We start from the raw sequence: 16,116 nt of genomic DNA on the forward strand, positions 1-16,116 counted from the left end.
ATTACCGCTCTCTTTTTCCGGCAGGAGCGGTTGCATGATTGCGGGCAGTATGGTGGCACTGGTCACACCCATGGACGCAGAAGGTCGTCTCGACTGGGACAGCCTCAGCAAACTCGTGGACTTCCATCTCAAGGAAGGCACTGATGCCATCGTCGCCGTGGGCACCACCGGCGAGTCCGCGACCCTGGACTACAAGGAACACATCGATGTGATCCACCGCGTGGTCGAGCAGGTGGCCGGTCGTATCCCGGTCATCGCCGGCACCGGTGCCAATTCCACCCGCGAGGCGGTGGAACTGACCCGCAACGCCAAGGAAGCCGGCGCCGACGCCTGCCTGCTGGTGACCCCGTACTACAACAAGCCGACCCAGGAAGGCCTGTACCAGCACTTCAAGCACGTCGCCGAGGCCGTGGACATCCCGCAGATCCTCTACAACGTGCCAGGCCGCACCGCCTGCGACATGAAGGCCGAGACCGTGATCCGCCTGTCCACCGTGAAGAACATCATCGGTATCAAGGAAGCCACTGGCGACCTGCAGCGCGCCAAGGACATCCTGGCCGGCGTCTCCAGCGACTTCCTGCTGCTGTCCGGCGATGATCCGACCGCAGTCGAGCTGATCCTGCTGGGTGGCAAGGGCAACATCTCGGTCACCGCCAACGTTGCGCCGCGCGCCATGCACGAAATGTGCGCCGCTGCCCTGCGTGGCGAGGCCGAGCAGGCCCGCGCCATCAACGAGCAGCTGATGCCGCTGCACAAGAACCTGTTCCTGGAAGCCAACCCGATTCCCGTGAAATGGGCACTGCACGAAATGGGCCTGATGCCTGAAGGCATTCGCCTGCCGCTCACCTGGTTGAGCGCCCCTTATCACGAAACGCTGCGTCAGGCCCTGCGCCAGACCGGCGTCCTGGTCTAATTGAGGAAGTACAACGCATGAAGCGATTGGCCGGTCTTTCCGCCCTTGCCCTGGTGATTTCGAGCACCAGCGGCTGCAGTTGGTTGTGGGGCGAGAATGGTTACTTCCGTGACCGTGGCAGCGATTACCTGGAGGCCCGTCAGACGGCTCCCATGCAGACCCCTGAAGGCCTGGCGCTGGACAAGCGCCTGGACCCACTGCTGCCGATTCCGCGCAACGTCGCCGATGAGGCCCAGCGCACCGGCGAGTACCAGGTGCCGCGCCCGCTGCCGCTGCAGGCGTCCCAGGAAGCTACCGACTACACCTTGCAGAAGAACGGCGACGCCCACTGGATCCTGTCCGAGCACCCGCCGGCTGAAACCTGGCCGGTGGCCCACCAGTTCTTCGAGGACAACGGCTTCCGCATCGCCGACGAGCGCCCGCAGACCGGTGAGTTCACCACCGCCTGGCAGCGTTATGACGAGCTGTCGGCGTCCATGGCCAAGCGCCTGCAAGCCTCTGCCGCCAGCGGCGACGGCGAGACCCGCGTGCGCGTGCGCATCGAGCCGGGCGTGCAGCGCAACACCAGTGAAGTCTACGTGACCACCGTCAGCCGCCCTTCGGGCAGCAGCCAGTCGGTCGACTTCCCGAAAATGCCGACCAACGCCGGTGCCGACGTGGCCCTGGTGGACGAAATGCTTGCCAGCATGACCCGCAGCGCCCAGAAGGGCGGCTCGGTGTCGCTGCTGGCCGCGCGTGACTTTGACGCCCCGAGCCGCGTGGCCCTGAGCGAAGACGGCAGCGGCAACCCGGTGCTGAACGTGGGCACGGACCTGGACCGCGCCTGGTCCAGCGTTGGCCGCGCCCTGGACCACGGCCAGTGGAAGGTGGAAGACATCAACCGCAGCCTGGGCCTGTACTACATCAACCTGGCGGAAAAACCCGTCAAGAAGGATGACAAGCCAGGCTTCTTCAGCCGCCTGTTCGGCAGCGAGCCGAGCAAGGAAGAGATCGAGGCACGCGCCGAGCGCTACCAGGTTCGCCTGAGCAAGGTGGGTGACAACATCCAGGTTACCGTCGAGAAGAACATCAATACCGTGGCACCGGCCGATGTGGCCCGTCGCGTGTTGAGCGTGATCCAGGACAACCTGGGTTAAGTGCGCTTCGCCATTCTCGGTAGCGGCAGCCAAGGGAATGGCACGCTGGTGGTTCACCAAGGCACCTACGTGCTGGTCGACTGCGGTTTCTCCCTGCGTGAAACCGAACGTCGGCTGGCCCGCCTGGGCGTCAGCCCCGAACAATTGAGCGCCATCCTGGTCACCCACGAACATGCCGACCACGTGCATGGCGTGGGTTTGCTGTCGCGGCGCTACAATATTCCGGTGTACCTGAGCCGCGGCACCCACCGCGCCCTGCGCAAACCCGTGGAACCTACCGGTTTCGTGGCGTGTGGCGACGTGCTGGAAGTCGACGCACTGAAGATCAACGTGGTGGGCGTGGCGCACGATGCGCTGGAGCCCACCCAGTACGTGTTCAGCGATGGCCAGCGGCGCCTCGGCGTGCTGACCGACCTGGGCTCGTACTGCGGGCGTGTCATGGACAGTTACCAGGGCCTCGATGCGCTGGTGATCGAGTCCAACCATTGCCGCGACCTGCTTGCCCGGGGCCACTACCCGATGTTTCTGAAACAGCGGGTGGGCGGCTCCCTGGGACATTTGAACAACCACCAGGCCGCGAACCTGGTGTCGGAGCTGGGCTGGCAAAACCTGCAACACCTGGTGCTGGCCCACCTCAGCAGCAAGAACAACCTGCCGCAGCTGGCCCGGCAATGTTTTGTCGACACCCTGGGGTGCGACCCGGACTGGCTGCAACTGGCCGATCAAGATGCAGGGCTCGACTGGCGTGAAATCGCCTAGCCCATCTACTTAGCAAGCGGAGCCCATCATGGAAAAACGTGAAGAACTCTACCGTGGCAAAGCCAAATCGGTTTACAAGACCGACGACGCCGACCGCCTGATCCTGCTGTTTCGCAACGACACCTCGGCGTTCGACGGCAAGCGCATCGAACAGCTGGACCGCAAGGGCATGGTGAACAACAAGTTCAACGCCTTCATCATGCAGAAGCTGGAAGAAGCGGGTATCCCTACCCAGTTCGACAAGCTGCTGGGCGACAACGAGTGCCTGGTGAAGAAGCTGGACATGATTCCGGTCGAGTGTGTGGTGCGCAACTACGCCGCCGGCAGCCTGGTGAAGCGCCTGGGCGTGGAAGAAGGCCTGAAGCTGAACCCGTACACCTTCGAGCTGTTCCTGAAGGACGACGCCAAGGGCGACCCGTTCATCAACGAGTCCCACGTGGTTGCGTTCGGCTGGGGCACCGCCGAGCAACTGGCGAAGATGAAAGAGCTGTCGCTGAAGGTCAACGAAGTGCTGAACAAGCTCTTCGACGACGCCGGCCTGCTGCTGGTGGACTTCAAGCTGGAATTCGGCCTGTTCCACGGCCAGATCGTCCTGGGCGACGAGTTCAGCCCTGACGGCTGCCGCCTGTGGGACAAGGACACCAAGAAAAAAATGGACAAGGACCGCTTCCGCCAGGGTCTGGGCGACGTGATCGAAGCCTACGAAGAAGTCGCCAAACGCCTGGGCGTGCCGCTGTAATTCGGCAAGCTCACGCAAGCGTTTGATACCACGCAAATTTTTTTCAAAAAAGGTTTCGCCTTTTTAGAAAACGCTGGTATCATGCGCGCCACTGGAGAGATGCCGGAGTGGCCGAACGGGACGGATTCGAAATCCGTTGTACTGGCGACAGTACCTAGGGTTCAAATCCCTATCTCTCCGCCATATATCGAAGAGCCCCGCAGCTGAGAAGCTGCGGGGTTTTTTGTTTGTGCGTTGTTTTTGTGTACCCGCTGTCTGGCCTTACAATCAGGAACAATCGATTGATTGACCCGGTGCCTGGTGATACCTATCCTGCACGTATCCCGCCCATGGCTGTAAGCGGTCCTACCTATCCTGGACTTGCCGACCCCATGGGCGTTTTGCTATCTGGAGGAAATGGATGCCTACCGCAGTATTGGTTGATGGCGCGTATTTTATAAAAAGATTCCGCCGAATCGAGCCGCAGAATGCCTACAACGCCGAACGGGCTGCAGATCTGGTGCATCGCTGGGCAATCTCCCATTTAAGCAAATCGCAATCCAGGTCGATTGGCAGCGCACCGGAGCGAAGCCTCAAACAGGAGCGGCGGGAGCTATACAGAATATTCTTCTACGATTGTCCGCCGCTGGACATCAAGCACCACAATCCAATTTCGAAGCGTGCCGTGGACTTTTCAAAGTCCAAGGAAGCATTGTTCCGCAAAGAGTTGCACGCCCGCCTGCGCAGCAAGCGGAAGCTGGCGTTGCGACTCGGCCACCTGTCCAAAGGCGTGAAGTGGACCATAAAGCCTGACAAGATCTCTGCGCTCCTGAAGGGTGAGATCCAGATCGCGGATTTGAGCGCAGAAGACGTTTCCATGGAAACCCGGCAAAAGGGTGTGGACATGCGTATAGGCGTTGATGTTGCTTCGCTTTCATTTAAAAAGCAGGTTGACCAAATTGTGCTCGTAGCAGGTGATGCCGACTTCGTCCCGGCTGCCAAAATGGCTCGCCGGGAAGGTGTTGACTTCATTCTCGATCCTATGTGGCAAAGCATTCCTGAAGGGCTGATGGAGCATATCGATGGGTTGCGCTCCACATGCCCCAAGCCAGTCCTCAGGGCAAAAGAAATGCAGCTGTAGCATCTCGCCGCTGCTGTCAGGCTACATGCCCGTCATGAAATTCGCGTGATGATGTTCTCCGGCGATTGCCCGAGCGCCTGGCAAAGCACCATGAATTCAATCACATCCAGGCGCCTGTCGCCGTTCTCTACCTTCGCAATGAAAGACTGCGGTCTATCGAGCAGCGCCGAAACCTGCGCCTGTGTCAGTCCGGCCGTTTTTCTGGCCTCCACCAGCAGCATGAGCAGCTGCTGGTACCGTTCCTTGTAGATGGTTTTCATGAGATTGCCGATTCGGGGAGTCGACACCTTCAATAAACCTATTTTAGGATTATCCCAAAATGGGATATTTGCTTTAGGATAGACTCTCAATGTATCTCAGGCAGAGAGGATCAGGTCATGGACCGCCAAGCCCCCCGTTTCCCCCGCACCCCACGCCCATTTAAACGCCCACCCGCCGCCCGCTCGATCAAACGCAAGCCCGGCACCCGGATGTCGCCCCGCTGCTTCAATTCCCGCCAACGCATTGTCGATGCGTTGCACAGCTTCCTGCTCGACGGCTGGAAGCAACTGCCCGAACGCAACCGTCGGCTGCTGGGGCTGGATCCCCGGGCTGGCGAGCTTCATGACGAAGAGGCGCTGACCTACCTGGCGTACATCTTCATCGATTGTGCCAACCTGACCCTGGACAGGGCCGTGGCGGCAAAGCGCGCACGGGCGGCCCAGCACCCGTAGCAGCTGCCGCAGGCGGCGTCAGGCTGCATGCAAGGTATGCCTGGCCCACCGCGGCGCCAATGACGCGGCCTGCGGCCGCTGCTATAGGGGGGCGTTGTAGCCGCTGCCGCCAGGCTGCGCTCGCCCGCGAGTACGCTGAAGATTTTCAGTGTGGACCAAGGCCAGTGCAGCCTACGGCAGCGGCTGCAAAGCCTGTCGCGGCAATCTCAAGTTGGCGCTGTCGCGGCCAAGACCGTCTCCTACGGATGACCTCAAGGCGAACGCCGCTGGCGCTACGGTCTTTGGGGGGGATGAAAGACGGTGGTCGCTGTGCCGGAAGTGCTTGGCTGTGCCGTCAATTGCAAGCCCAGCGCACCGATAACCTTCAACACGGTGTCGTATCGAGGTTTTGCGCCTTCCTGCAGCGCTTTATACAGGCTTTCCCGGCTCAATCCGGTCTCCTTCGCCAACTGCGTCATCCCTCTTGCCTTGGCGACTTGCGACAAGGCTTTCAAAAACGCGTTTGGGTCAGCCTCTTGCAGGCTGGCGGAGAGGTAGGCGCTGATGGTTTCGTCGTTATCCAGGTAGCGTGACGCTTCGAACGGGATTGTGCTGGATTCGGCGATGGAGATGATTGGCATATCTTCCGGATCAAAAGGCTTGGATTTAGCCATGTGGCTGCTCCTGGAGTTCGGCCAAGATAAGTTTGGCTGCTTTTATGGCGCGGTGTTGATCGGCCTTGTCGCTGCCATTGAGCAGCATGTAAAGGATTGTGCCGAAGCGGGCAAAATAGATCCTGTAGCCCGGCCCCACAAATACGCGCATTTCGCTGATTCCTGCGCCGACAGATGCGCAGTCGCCCCAATTGCCGTTTTCTGCCTGCTCTATGCGTCTGATTATGACACCTCTGGCATTACGGTCCTTCAGGTTGGAAAGCCAGGAATCGAACTGTATTGTCGTCCTTATCGTGTATTGACTCATCAGCTTTTACTGTATCCGAACGGCTACGCCTTTGTCGATCGTTTGAGCGCATGGGAGGCGAGCGGGGCGAGGGTGGTTGAAGCAGGGGACTTTATGAGCAGGCGTGAGGGGATGTCGTTAGGACAGTGGCTATTTTGGGGTGGGACCTTTCTGAGTCGGCGCTGCGCAATCTAAGTGCCTCTGAAAAATTGGGGTGAGCCTGGCTCACCCCATAGGTTGAGTCACGCGTTGGGCTCCCATCTATTAGCCCGCCCAAACGTCCCAAAATCATTAAACCTGACCCCGTTCTCCCGCATCGCCCGGTACGCCGCCGACACGCTCAATTGGCGGATGTAAAACGGCTCCATCACCACGAAATGGTGAATCACGTGGGTGCCCCCGAAGTTGCAGCAGAACGCCTGCAGCGGCCACAGCCACCAGGGGTTGAGCACCTGCACTTGCTGGGTAAGGTCCTTGGGGTTTATATCGCCATAGTAATGAATGTTCGAGGTGATGAAGTTCAGGCAGAAGTTACGCAGGATATTGGGGGCGATAATGATTACTACCACAGCATCGAGCCATTGCATGGCATTCAGCGATGAGGTGGAGAAGTGGAACGGTAGTGCAGATAAATAACCGATGCCTTGAATAAGGTGAAAACCGAGGAATACATACCAGGCTGCCCACGTCAGTGCGGTGAGCGGTAAATAGGCTTTCAAGCCAGTATCGAGCAGCTGTTTGCGTTCACGCCATGTCTTGGCACGCGTAACCATCACCGCCGCGCCAATCATCAGGTCGCTGACCATTAGCCCTCGCAGTATTCCCCAGGGTGTGCCATTGGACAGGGTCAGCTCTTCAAGGTCGGTATCGGTGCCCGAAGCCTTGTGGTGGTTGATGTGCAGCTCCCGCCGCACCCAGGGGTTGATGGCCGTGGGGCGGGTTAGCCAGGACAGCGCTATCATCAGGTGCTGCGCCACGGGCCGACTGCGGAAGTAGAGGCGGTGGAGCAGGTCATGCTCCAGTTCGTGGGTGAACGAGGTGAAGAACGCGTTCGCGATGATGCAGGCCCACCAGGGTATATACCCGCCCAGATAAAGCCCCGCGGTGCCTGCTATCGCCGCCACGGCAGCGAGCAGCACGCTGGCCCCCAAGGCGTCCTGATGATTCAACAGCGGATGGCGGCGGCGTAGTTCCGCACACTGCGCCATGATGCGTTGGCGGATATCAAAGATCCGCAAGTTGATATCAGTGGTGCGTTCTATTGTTGCGTGCATGATGCATTACCTCATCGTGCAGGAGGGGCGGATAAAATTTAATTGTCAGAAAATGAGTAATGGCGCACATTATTTTCAATGCGCTATTACTGTTATTTAGCGGCAGGTTATTCGTATATGTTTATTTTGGAATGATTAAACTAACCATTGAGTCTGTTCGGGTTATTTCAAATAGGGGTGTCTTGAGGCAAAAGTTGCACGAGGCCGGCAAGACGCCCCGGCAATCCTGGCCTACCTTTTTACCCGTGTGGCAATCGGCCGCGGCCAGTATTGCTGGTGGCTGTATGGTGGCAATATGGTGTGACCCCGCAGGCGTTCCAGCGGTCCCACACCCGGGCCAACGCGCGGTTTTCATGGGGTGCACACCCTCTAGAAAATTCCGCCCATGCCGATAGCCCACGTATTGGATAGCCCCCACGGGCTCATATTCACTCCCCTGACGGGATCGCGAATGCTGGCGTACAACCAAAAATCGTTTCTTATCGTCGATGACTTCTCCGACTTCCGCAGCTCGGTGCGTTCCATGCTGCGCGAGCTGGGCGTGAAGGACGTGGACACGGCGGACACCGGCGAACAGGCGCTGAAGGCGTGCGCGCAGAAGCGCTACGACTTCGTGCTGCACGATTTCAACCTGGGCGACGGCAAGAAGAACGGCCAGCAGGTGCTCGAAGACCTGATGCTGGACAAGCTGCTCAGCCACGAGAGCGTGTTCATCATGGTGACCGCCGAGAACAGCCAGGCCATGGTGATGAGCGCCCTGGAATGGGAGCCCGACGCCTACCTGACCAAGCCGTTCAACCGCGCCGGCCTGGCCCAGCGCCTGGAGAAGCTGGTGCAGCGCAAGACGCTGCTCAAGCCGATCCTGCAGGCGCTGGACAAGAAGCTGCCGATGGAGGTGTTGGCCGCCTGCACGCGTCTCACCCAGGAAGACGCCCGCTATGCGCCGCTGTGCCACCGCTACAAGGCCGAGGCGTTGCGTGACCTGAACCAGCATGAGCCGCTGGAGGCCTTCCTCAAGACCATCCTGGCCGACCGCCCGACGCCGTGGGCATTCGGGTTGCTCGGCAGCCAACTGTTCAAGCGCAAGAAGCTGGCCGAAGCCCAGGACGTGTACGAGCGCGCGCTGAAGACCTTCCCCATGCTGCCGGCGCTGTACGACGGCCTGGCCGAGGTGCTGGTGGCACGCAACGACGGCAAGCGTGCGCAGCAGGTGCTGGAAGACGCGGTGAAACTATCGCCGCTGGCCGTGCGCCGGCAGAGCCTGCTGGGCAAGCTGGCCATGGAGAACCAGGATTTCGACACCTCGTCCCGTGCCTACCGCCAGGCGGTCAACCAGGGCCAGTATTCGCGCTTCAAGAACCCGGAAACCAACCTCGGCTTCGCCCAGGCGCTGATCAACAAGGGCGGCGATGCCGGCCTCGACGCACGCAGCCGCGTGGAGCTGAACCAGACCCTGATGGACGTGGCCAAGGACAACGGCGACGATCAGGGCATCCAGGTGCGCACCCGCCTGATCAAGGCCACCAGCCTGCAGCGTTCCGACCCGGAGGCCGCGGCCAAGCTGGCCGAGGAGGCCGTGGGCCGCCTGCAGGACATGGACCAGTTCCTCAGCGCCGAGGCCGCCCTGTCGGTGGCCGCGCAGTTGCAGAACCTTGGGCAGGCCGACGCCGGCGTGGGCGTGCTCAAGAGCTGCGCGGAAATTTATGGCGACGACCCGGCGGTGATGCAGAACATCGCCAAGCAGACCGATGACCCCGCGATCCTGGGGGCCAACAAGGTGGCCATCGACGTCAACCAGGAGGGCGTGCGCGCCTACCGCGAAGGCCGCTTCGCCGAGGCCCAGGCGCTGTTCCGCAAGGCCATGGCCCTGCAGCCGAAGAACATCAGTATCGCCCTGAACCTGGCCCAGGGCCTGCTGCACGCCAAGGGCGTGCCGATTACCGCGGCGGGGTTGGCCGAGTGCCGCGAGGCCCTGCGGATGGTAGGCCACATGCCCGAGAGCGACGCGCGCTTCGAGCGCTATCAGAAACTGCGTAACAGGGCGTTTGGTGCATGAGTGACGACAAGGCAAGTCTGGATTTCTCCATGGTCATCGCCTCCATCGTGCATGACATGAAAAACTCCCTGGCTTCGGTGATGACCGCCCACGGCAAATGGTCGCAAAGCCTGCCGCCGGCCCAGCGCGAAAACGCCGAGCGCGGGGTGATCGACTACGAGTTCGCCAACCTCAACGGCATGATGGTGCAGCTGCTGGGCCTGTACAAACTGGGCGTCAACCAGCTGCCCTTGCGCCCCGAATACCACGAGATGGACGATTTCATCGAGTCGCAGCTGGCCTGGCACCAGGAAGTGCTGGCCAGCCGCGGCATCAGTGCCAGCTATGACGTGGACGTGCTGTGCCCGCTAGGCTTCTTCGACCGCGAGCTGGTGGGGTCGGTGGTCGCCAACGTCATCATCAACGGCATCCGCTTCGCCCGCGAGGCCATCCATATCACCGCAGCCGAGGAAGACGGCCAGCTGGTGATCAGCGTCAACGACGACGGCCCTGGCTACCCACCGGCCCTGATCGAGTCGCAGTCGGCCTACGTGCAGGGTATCAACCCGGTCAGCGGCAGCACTGGCCTGGGCCTGTACTTCGCCGCGCGCATCGCCGAGCGCCATGAGCGCAACGGCGTGCTGGGCCACGTGCAACTGAGCAACGGCGGCAGCCTGGGCGGCGGCAACTTCAAGCTTTACCTGCCCTGATCAGGGGCGCTCGTACAGCCGCGCCTCGGTGTCGCCCACCACCTTCTGGTCGACCTTGCGCCATTGGGCGGGTATCGAGGCGAAGTCGTCGACGTCGCCAGTGCCGCTGATCAGCCATACCCGCTGGTGGTCGGCGGGCAGCTGCTGCAGGGCGTCGACGTAGATGTGGTCGGCGCGTTCGTCCACCAGGTTGCCGAAGCCGTAGTCGGTGGGGCGGCCCGAACTGCCGTCGGGCTTGGCCGGGGTGTACAGCAGCGGCTCGGTGTCGGTGGTGTTGTAGTACAGGTAGCCGAAATACCAGAACAGGTCGCTGACCACGATGCGGTCGCCGGGCTGGAAGCGCTGGTTGACGAAGTCCACCATCTTGTCGAACTGATCATCGTCCACGTCATAGTTGCGCTGCAGGCCTACGCCCTGCAGGGCTACGTAGGCCAGCACCGCAACCATCGCCAGGGGCCGCGAATGGCGCGCCAGGCGGTCGGCCGCCACGCCCAGCACCAGCGGCAGGGCCAGCGCCGAGAACATCATGTAGCGGTCCACCAGCAGCGGCGTCTTGAACGAGATGAGGAAGATCAGCAGCAGCGGCAGCACGCAGTAGATCACCAGCATCGACGGCAGGCGCAGGGCGTGGCGGTCGGTGCACAGCACCCAGAACACAATGGCCGCCAGCAGCACCGGCACGCTGATGAACAGCGCCACCGGCAGGTCGAAGCCGTCGCTGAGGATCAGGTACTGCCACACCATCGACGGCAGCGAACCCAGGGTCACCGCGCCAATCCAGCCGACATCGTTGCCTGCTTCCAGCTCGGGCAGGTGCTGCACCAGGCCGACCAGGCTGGGAATCCACGGGGCGTACAGGGCGACGATGGCGACGTTGGCCAGCCACCACGCCGGGCGCTGCACCAGGCGGTTGCCATGGCCGCGCAGCAGCGCCAGCCACGCCCAGTGGGCCAGCACGCACAGGCTGGTGAAGTAATGGGTGTAGAAACTGGCGGCCATCAGCAGCGCGTAGATCACCAGGTAGCGATGCTGGTGCGGCTGCCTGGCCCAATGCACCAGCGCCAGGGTGGCGCCCAGCAGCCACATGCCCATCAGCGGGTACATGCGGATTTCCTGGCTGTAGTGCACGGCAATCGGCAGCAGCGCCAGCATCACTCCGCCCAGCAGCGCCGCCCGCCGGCCAGCCGTCAACTGCAGCAGCCATACGCCCAGGCCCACACTGGCGATGCCGGGCAGGGCGCTGATGACGCGAATCGAGAACATGCCGTTGCCAAACAGCGACATCCAGCCATGCAACACCAGGTAATAGAGCGGCGGGTGCACGTCGTGGGCGGCGTGTAGCCAGATCTGCGCGGGGTCGTACTGGCTGATCACCAGGCTCGAGCCCTCGTCGCACCAGATCGCCGAGGCGGTCAGCTGGTACAGCCGCGCCACCGTGGCCAGCAGCATGATCGGCCAGAACCACAGCCCGGCGGGGGCGTTGGCCAGCTTCTGCAGCCAGGGATTGCGGGGCAGGCGGTGCAGCTCGGTCAGCGGATGGTCATTCTGGGCGGTCATCTTTCCTCCATCCGGGAGACTACAAAGATCGCGCCGGTTTGTTCTTTTGGTGAGGGGTATCGTAGCAGCCGGCAGGAGGGTTGTGGATGGGATTGCGTCGGCGCCCACCTACTACCAAAGCACCCCCTCCATCCCCCCCAAAGCACCATTCTTCCCCCGCCGCCCCGCGCCTAGCATTGACCTCGCACACAGCTCGCCTGATGAACCGCAACCTCGGCCCGGCCCTGGGCCAACCACAATAAAAGAGGATCAATCATGAGCAGCACCTTCTTCATTCCCTCCGTGAACATGATGGGTATCGGCAGCCTCGACGAGGCGGTAGTGGCCATTCGCAAGTATGGTTTCCGCAACGCCCTGATCGTCACCGACGCTGGCCTGGCCAAGGCCGGGGTGGCTGCAAAAGTGGCCGCATTGCTGGCCGAGCAGGACATCAATGCCACCGTCTTCGACGGCGCGCAGCCCAACCCTACCGTGGGCAATGTCGAGAAAGGCCTGGCCGCGCTGAAGCAGTCGCGCAGCGATTTCATCATTTCCCTGGGCGGTGGCTCGCCTCACGACTGCGCCAAGGGCATTGCCCTGTGCGCCACCAACGGCGGCCACATCAGCGAATACGAAGGCGTGGACCAGTCGGCCAAGCCGCAGTTGCCGCTGATCGCCATCAATACCACGGCCGGCACCGCCAGCGAGATGACCCGGTTCTGCATCATCACCGACGAAGCACGCCACGTGAAAATGGCCATCGTCGACCGCAACGTTACGCCGCTGCTGTCGGTGAACGACCCGGCGCTGATGGCCAAGATGCCCAAGGGCCTGACCGCTGCCACCGGCATGGACGCGCTGACTCATGCCGTGGAAGCCTACGTGTCCACCGCCGCCACGCCGATCACCGACGCCTGCGCCCTGAAGGCGGTGGAGCTGATTTCCGCCAACCTGCGCACCGCCGTGGCCCAGGGCGAGGACATGACCGCGCGGGAGAACATGGCCTACGCCCAGTTCCTGGCCGGCATGGCGTTCAACAATGCCTCCCTGGGCTACGTGCACGCCATGGCCCACCAGCTGGGCGGCTTCTACGACCTGCCTCACGGCGTCTGCAACGCAGTGCTGCTGCCCCACGTGGAAAGCTTCAACGCCAGCGTGTGCCCCGGCCGCCTGAAAGACGTGGCCACCGCCATGGGCGTCGACACCCAGCGGCTGGACAACGAAAAGGGTGCGGCCGCCGCCATCGCCGCCATTCGCCAGCTGTCGGCCGACATCGGCATCCCCCGTGGCCTGGCCGAGCTTGGCGCCAAGGCCGACGACATCCCCACCCTGGCGGCCAACGCCATGAAAGACGCGTGCGGCTTCACCAACCCGCGCACGGCGAGCCAAGGCGAGATCGAGGAGATTTTCCGCACGGCGATGTAAGAGGAAGGCACCGTTCTACGTAGCAGCGGCCCCAGGCCGCGTCCCGGGCACCGCGGTGGCTCGGACGCGGCCTGGGGCCGCTGCTACGGGGGAGGGGAAGTCAGGCTTTGTCGAAGCCGTTGCCGGCGCCCTGGGTGCCGGGGTATTCCAGCTGCTGGACGATGCGGTCCTTGGCCAGCAGGCGTTTTTCCTTGAGCTTCTTCACGTCGTCGTCCGGCGCGGCGGCGGATTCGGCCTTCAGTACGTCTGCATCGATGGCGTGGTAGTCGTCCAGCAGCTTGCTGAGCCTGTCATCGCCTTTCCTGCGGGTTTCGACCTCTTCGCGTGTAAGTTTCAAGTCCTCGAACAGATTGTGTTTGACCGGCATGTTCGTCATCTCCGCAGGGGTAGTGGGCCTAGGTTGAGACTTCTAGAGAATAGCCTCGATTCACAGGTACGACCCCGGCAGGGGGCCAGGTGTTTCAAAAACACTACAACGACGCAGGCAGTCGCGAAGCACTGAAGCAATCGACAGACCTTCATTTCGTGACATTTTTTTCACAATGGGTTGACCGGACTTTAACTGGTCCACCCTTAACGTACAGGCCTACCTTATCCCTTCGGGAAGTTGCGCTTCATGCCTTTGCCACCCTCGACCCCTGCTGAGCGCGACCTCTCCCTGGCCCTGGGCCGCCCCGCGCCTGCCAGCCTGGGCGCGCGCCTGGCGTACTGGCGCGAGGCGCAGCTGGTGCGCCATTCGCTGCATTCGGCGGGCGAACCGGGGCTGGTGCTGGACCTGCCGTGCGGCGGTGGGCGGTTCTGGCCGGTGCTGACCGAGCACGCCAACCGCGTGATCCTGGCGGGCGGGCACAATGCCGAAGGCCTGGGGCGCGCCATGGGCGCTTTCGACCCGGCGCTGGCAGCGCGCATCACGCCGCTCGAGGCCTCGGTGGACGCCATCACCCTGGGCAGCAACGCCGTCGACTGCATCTTCTGCATGGGCCTGTTCCACCGCGTGTCGGACAACGAGCAGCGCCTGGGCATCCTGCGCGAGTTCCACCGGGTCAGCCGCGACACGGTGATCATTTCCCTATGGGTGGACGGCAACTACCGTGCCTGGCGGCGCCGGCGCATGGAGCAGCGGCGTGCGGGGCCGGCGCGCCAGCACCGCTTCGTGGTGGCGCGGGCACAGATCGAGCACGAGTTTCGCCAGGCAGGTTTCGAGATAGTGGCCCATCATGACCTGATCCCCGGCATCGCCATGTGGCGCACCTACGTGCTGCGCAAGGGTTGAAAGGTCGCTTCCTGCATCGATGGAATGCCCAGTAAACGTCGGGGTCGATATATACTGCGCGCCATTCTTCAGGGGAGAGCCTTGTGGCCATCGATATTCACTGGATTCGCGACGACGACAGCCTGGCCCGGCAATGCGCCGAGTGGCAGCGTCTGCCGTACGTTGCACTCGACACCGAGTTCATGCGGGTCGACACCTTTTACCCGATAGCCGGCTTGATCCAGATCGGCGATGGCGCGTGCGCGTGGCTGATTGACCCATTGACCATCACCCAGTGGCAGCCCCTGGCCCAGCTGCTGGAAAACCCCGACGTGATCAAGGTGGTGCACGCCTGCAGTGAAGACCTGGAGGTGCTGCTGCGCCTGACCGGCAGCCTGCCCGCGCCACTGTTCGACACGCAACTGGCCGCCGCCTACCTGAACCTGGGCTTCTCCATGGGCTACTCGCGCCTGGTGCAGGCGGTGCTCGACATCGAGCTGCCCAAGGGCGAAACCCGCTCCGACTGGCTGCAGCGCCCGCTGTCCGAAACCCAGGTGAGCTACGCCGCCGAAGACGCCGTGCACCTGGCCGAGGTCTACGAAAAGCTGCGCCCGCAGCTGTCCGACGACAAGTACGCCTGGGTGCTGGAAGACGGCGGCGAGCTGGTCGCCCAGCTGCGCCGCGAAGTGGACCCCTACGAGGTTTACCGCGAGGCCAAGCTGGCCTGGAAGCTGTCGCGCCAGCAGTTGGCCGTGCTGCGCGAGCTGTGCGCCTGGCGCGAGCGCGAGGCCCGCGCCCGCGACCTGCCGCGCAACCGCATCGTGCGTGAGCATTCCCTATGGCCCCTGGCCCGCACCCAGCCGGATAACCTGGCAGCCCTGGCCAAGATCGAGGACATGCACCCGCGCACCGTGCGCCAGGACGGCGAGTTCCTGCTCAAGCTGATCAAGGACGCCGGCAGCGTGCCGCCCGACCAGTGGCCGCCGGCCCTGCCCGAGCCGCTGCCGCTGGAAGCCGCCGGCATCCTCAAGCAGCTGCGTGCCATCGGCCAGGCCGAAGGCGAGCGCCTGGGCATTGCCCCCGAGGTAATGCTGCGCAAGAAGACCCTGGAAGCGCTGCTCAAGAGCGGCTACCCCAACGGTCCCTATCAATTGCCCGACACACTGCGCGGCTGGCGTCGCGAGCTCATGGGCCCGGCCCTGCTCCAGGCCCTGGCCAGCGCAGGAGAGACACCATGAAACGCATTTGCTCCATCTACAAAAGCCCGCGCAAGAACGAGATGTACCTCTACGTGCTCAAGAGCGACGCCCTGGCCCGCGTGCCCGAGGGCCTGCTGACCGTGTTCGGCAAGCCCGTGCACGCCTTCGACCTGGTGCTGAGCCCCGAGCGCGCCCTGGCCCGCGAGGACATCACCCAGGTGCTGGCCAACCTCGACAGCCAGGGTTACCACCTGCAGATGCCGCCGCCCGAAGAGGAATACATCGAGCACCTGCCCGAAGAGCTGTTGCGTCGCAACGATCCGGTCTGACCGCTACACCCCGCAGTCGCGCCTGGCGCAGGTGGGG

General features: G+C 62.6%; 18 protein-coding genes and 1 tRNA gene. 13 read left to right on the forward strand and 6 right to left on the reverse strand.

Features of this window, described 5'->3' with window-relative positions:
• Window positions 1–34 precede the first annotated feature (34 nt).
• The 6 genes from dapA to ACWKWX_RS25425 all read left to right on the forward strand — a co-directional run bounded on the left by dapA (window position 35) and on the right by ACWKWX_RS25425 (window position 4,667).
• Window positions 35–913 carry a 4-hydroxy-tetrahydrodipicolinate synthase gene (gene dapA / locus ACWKWX_RS25400; protein WP_416426555.1) on the forward strand — a complete coding sequence of 293 codons (879 nt, stop codon included), beginning with the start codon at window positions 35–37 and terminating at the stop codon, window positions 911–913.
• Between the two features lie 17 nt (window positions 914–930).
• Window positions 931–2,049, forward strand: a complete 1,119-nt coding sequence (bamC, locus tag ACWKWX_RS25405) for an NlpB/DapX family lipoprotein (RefSeq protein ID WP_416426554.1) — start codon at window positions 931–933, stop codon at window positions 2,047–2,049.
• Window positions 2,050–2,808: an MBL fold metallo-hydrolase gene (locus ACWKWX_RS25410; RefSeq protein ID WP_416426553.1), complete on the forward strand. Its 759-nt coding sequence runs from the start codon at window positions 2,050–2,052 to the stop codon at window positions 2,806–2,808.
• A 28-nt stretch (window positions 2,809–2,836) separates the two neighbouring features.
• Window positions 2,837–3,547, forward strand: a complete 711-nt coding sequence (gene purC / locus ACWKWX_RS25415) for a phosphoribosylaminoimidazolesuccinocarboxamide synthase (protein WP_416426552.1) — start codon at window positions 2,837–2,839, stop codon at window positions 3,545–3,547.
• Window positions 3,548–3,640: 93 nt separating this feature from the next.
• Window positions 3,641–3,730 (forward strand) — tRNA-Ser (locus tag ACWKWX_RS25420).
• A gap of 217 nt (window positions 3,731–3,947) precedes the next feature.
• Entirely contained in the window at window positions 3,948–4,667 is a 720-nt protein-coding gene (locus ACWKWX_RS25425; RefSeq protein ID WP_483829237.1) for an NYN domain-containing protein, read from the forward strand.
• 32 nt (window positions 4,668–4,699) lie between these two features.
• On the opposite strand, the gene ACWKWX_RS25430 is transcribed toward ACWKWX_RS25425, so the two are convergent.
• Window positions 4,700–4,927 carry a helix-turn-helix domain-containing protein gene (locus ACWKWX_RS25430; RefSeq protein ID WP_473004311.1) on the reverse strand — a complete coding sequence of 76 codons (228 nt, stop codon included), beginning with the start codon at window positions 4,925–4,927 and terminating at the stop codon, window positions 4,700–4,702.
• A 117-nt stretch (window positions 4,928–5,044) separates the two neighbouring features.
• Between ACWKWX_RS25430 and ACWKWX_RS25435 the strand changes: the two genes are divergently transcribed.
• Window positions 5,045–5,380 (forward strand): hypothetical protein, encoded by a 336-nt coding sequence (locus ACWKWX_RS25435; RefSeq protein ID WP_483829238.1) that lies wholly within the window; start codon window positions 5,045–5,047, stop codon window positions 5,378–5,380.
• A 272-nt stretch (window positions 5,381–5,652) separates the two neighbouring features.
• Here ACWKWX_RS25435 and ACWKWX_RS25440 read toward each other — a convergent pair whose 3' ends face one another.
• From ACWKWX_RS25440 to ACWKWX_RS25450, 3 genes are all read right to left on the reverse strand, one after another.
• Complete coding sequence (locus tag ACWKWX_RS25440; RefSeq protein ID WP_473004309.1) at window positions 5,653–6,033, reverse strand: addiction module antidote protein; 381 nt, start codon at window positions 6,031–6,033, stop codon at window positions 5,653–5,655.
• Window positions 6,026–6,340: a type II toxin-antitoxin system RelE/ParE family toxin gene (locus tag ACWKWX_RS25445; RefSeq protein WP_416426548.1), complete on the reverse strand. Its 315-nt coding sequence runs from the start codon at window positions 6,338–6,340 to the stop codon at window positions 6,026–6,028. Before ACWKWX_RS25445 ends, ACWKWX_RS25440 begins: the two co-directional genes overlap by 8 nt.
• Window positions 6,341–6,561: 221 nt before the next feature.
• Entirely contained in the window at window positions 6,562–7,593 is a 1,032-nt protein-coding gene (locus tag ACWKWX_RS25450; RefSeq protein ID WP_483829239.1) for a fatty acid desaturase, read from the reverse strand.
• Window positions 7,594–8,044: 451 nt separating this feature from the next.
• Between ACWKWX_RS25450 and ACWKWX_RS25455 the strand changes: the two genes are divergently transcribed.
• Window positions 8,045–9,649, forward strand: coding sequence for a response regulator (locus ACWKWX_RS25455; RefSeq protein WP_416426546.1), 1,605 nt, complete (start codon window positions 8,045–8,047; stop codon window positions 9,647–9,649).
• Complete coding sequence (locus ACWKWX_RS25460; RefSeq protein WP_416426545.1) at window positions 9,646–10,338, forward strand: sensor histidine kinase; 693 nt, start codon at window positions 9,646–9,648, stop codon at window positions 10,336–10,338. The genes ACWKWX_RS25455 and ACWKWX_RS25460 overlap by 4 nt, the downstream gene beginning before the upstream one ends.
• Here ACWKWX_RS25460 and ACWKWX_RS25465 read toward each other — a convergent pair whose 3' ends face one another.
• Window positions 10,339–11,895, reverse strand: a complete 1,557-nt coding sequence (locus ACWKWX_RS25465) for a glycosyltransferase family 39 protein (protein WP_483829240.1) — start codon at window positions 11,893–11,895, stop codon at window positions 10,339–10,341.
• A 255-nt stretch (window positions 11,896–12,150) separates the two neighbouring features.
• Here ACWKWX_RS25465 and yiaY point away from each other — a divergent pair, with 255 nt between their 5' ends.
• Entirely contained in the window at window positions 12,151–13,299 is a 1,149-nt protein-coding gene (gene yiaY / locus ACWKWX_RS25470) for an L-threonine dehydrogenase (protein WP_416426537.1), read from the forward strand.
• A gap of 100 nt (window positions 13,300–13,399) precedes the next feature.
• Here the strand turns inward: yiaY and ACWKWX_RS25475 are convergent, their stop codons facing one another.
• Window positions 13,400–13,666, reverse strand: a complete 267-nt coding sequence (locus ACWKWX_RS25475; protein WP_416426536.1) for a hypothetical protein — start codon at window positions 13,664–13,666, stop codon at window positions 13,400–13,402.
• Window positions 13,667–13,921: 255 nt separating this feature from the next.
• On the opposite strand from ACWKWX_RS25475, the gene ACWKWX_RS25480 reads away from it, so the two are divergent.
• From ACWKWX_RS25480 to ACWKWX_RS25490, 3 genes are all read left to right on the forward strand, one after another.
• Window positions 13,922–14,572, forward strand: coding sequence for a class I SAM-dependent methyltransferase (locus ACWKWX_RS25480; protein WP_416427460.1), 651 nt, complete (start codon window positions 13,922–13,924; stop codon window positions 14,570–14,572).
• Window positions 14,573–14,655: 83 nt separating this feature from the next.
• Window positions 14,656–15,789: a ribonuclease D gene (gene rnd / locus ACWKWX_RS25485; protein ID WP_473004303.1), complete on the forward strand. Its 1,134-nt coding sequence runs from the start codon at window positions 14,656–14,658 to the stop codon at window positions 15,787–15,789.
• Window positions 15,786–16,079 carry a YcgL domain-containing protein gene (locus ACWKWX_RS25490; RefSeq protein ID WP_416426533.1) on the forward strand — a complete coding sequence of 98 codons (294 nt, stop codon included), beginning with the start codon at window positions 15,786–15,788 and terminating at the stop codon, window positions 16,077–16,079. The genes rnd and ACWKWX_RS25490 overlap by 4 nt, the downstream gene beginning before the upstream one ends.
• Window positions 16,080–16,116: the final 37 nt, after the last annotated feature.

Source organism: Pseudomonas imperatae (assembly GCF_057128625.1).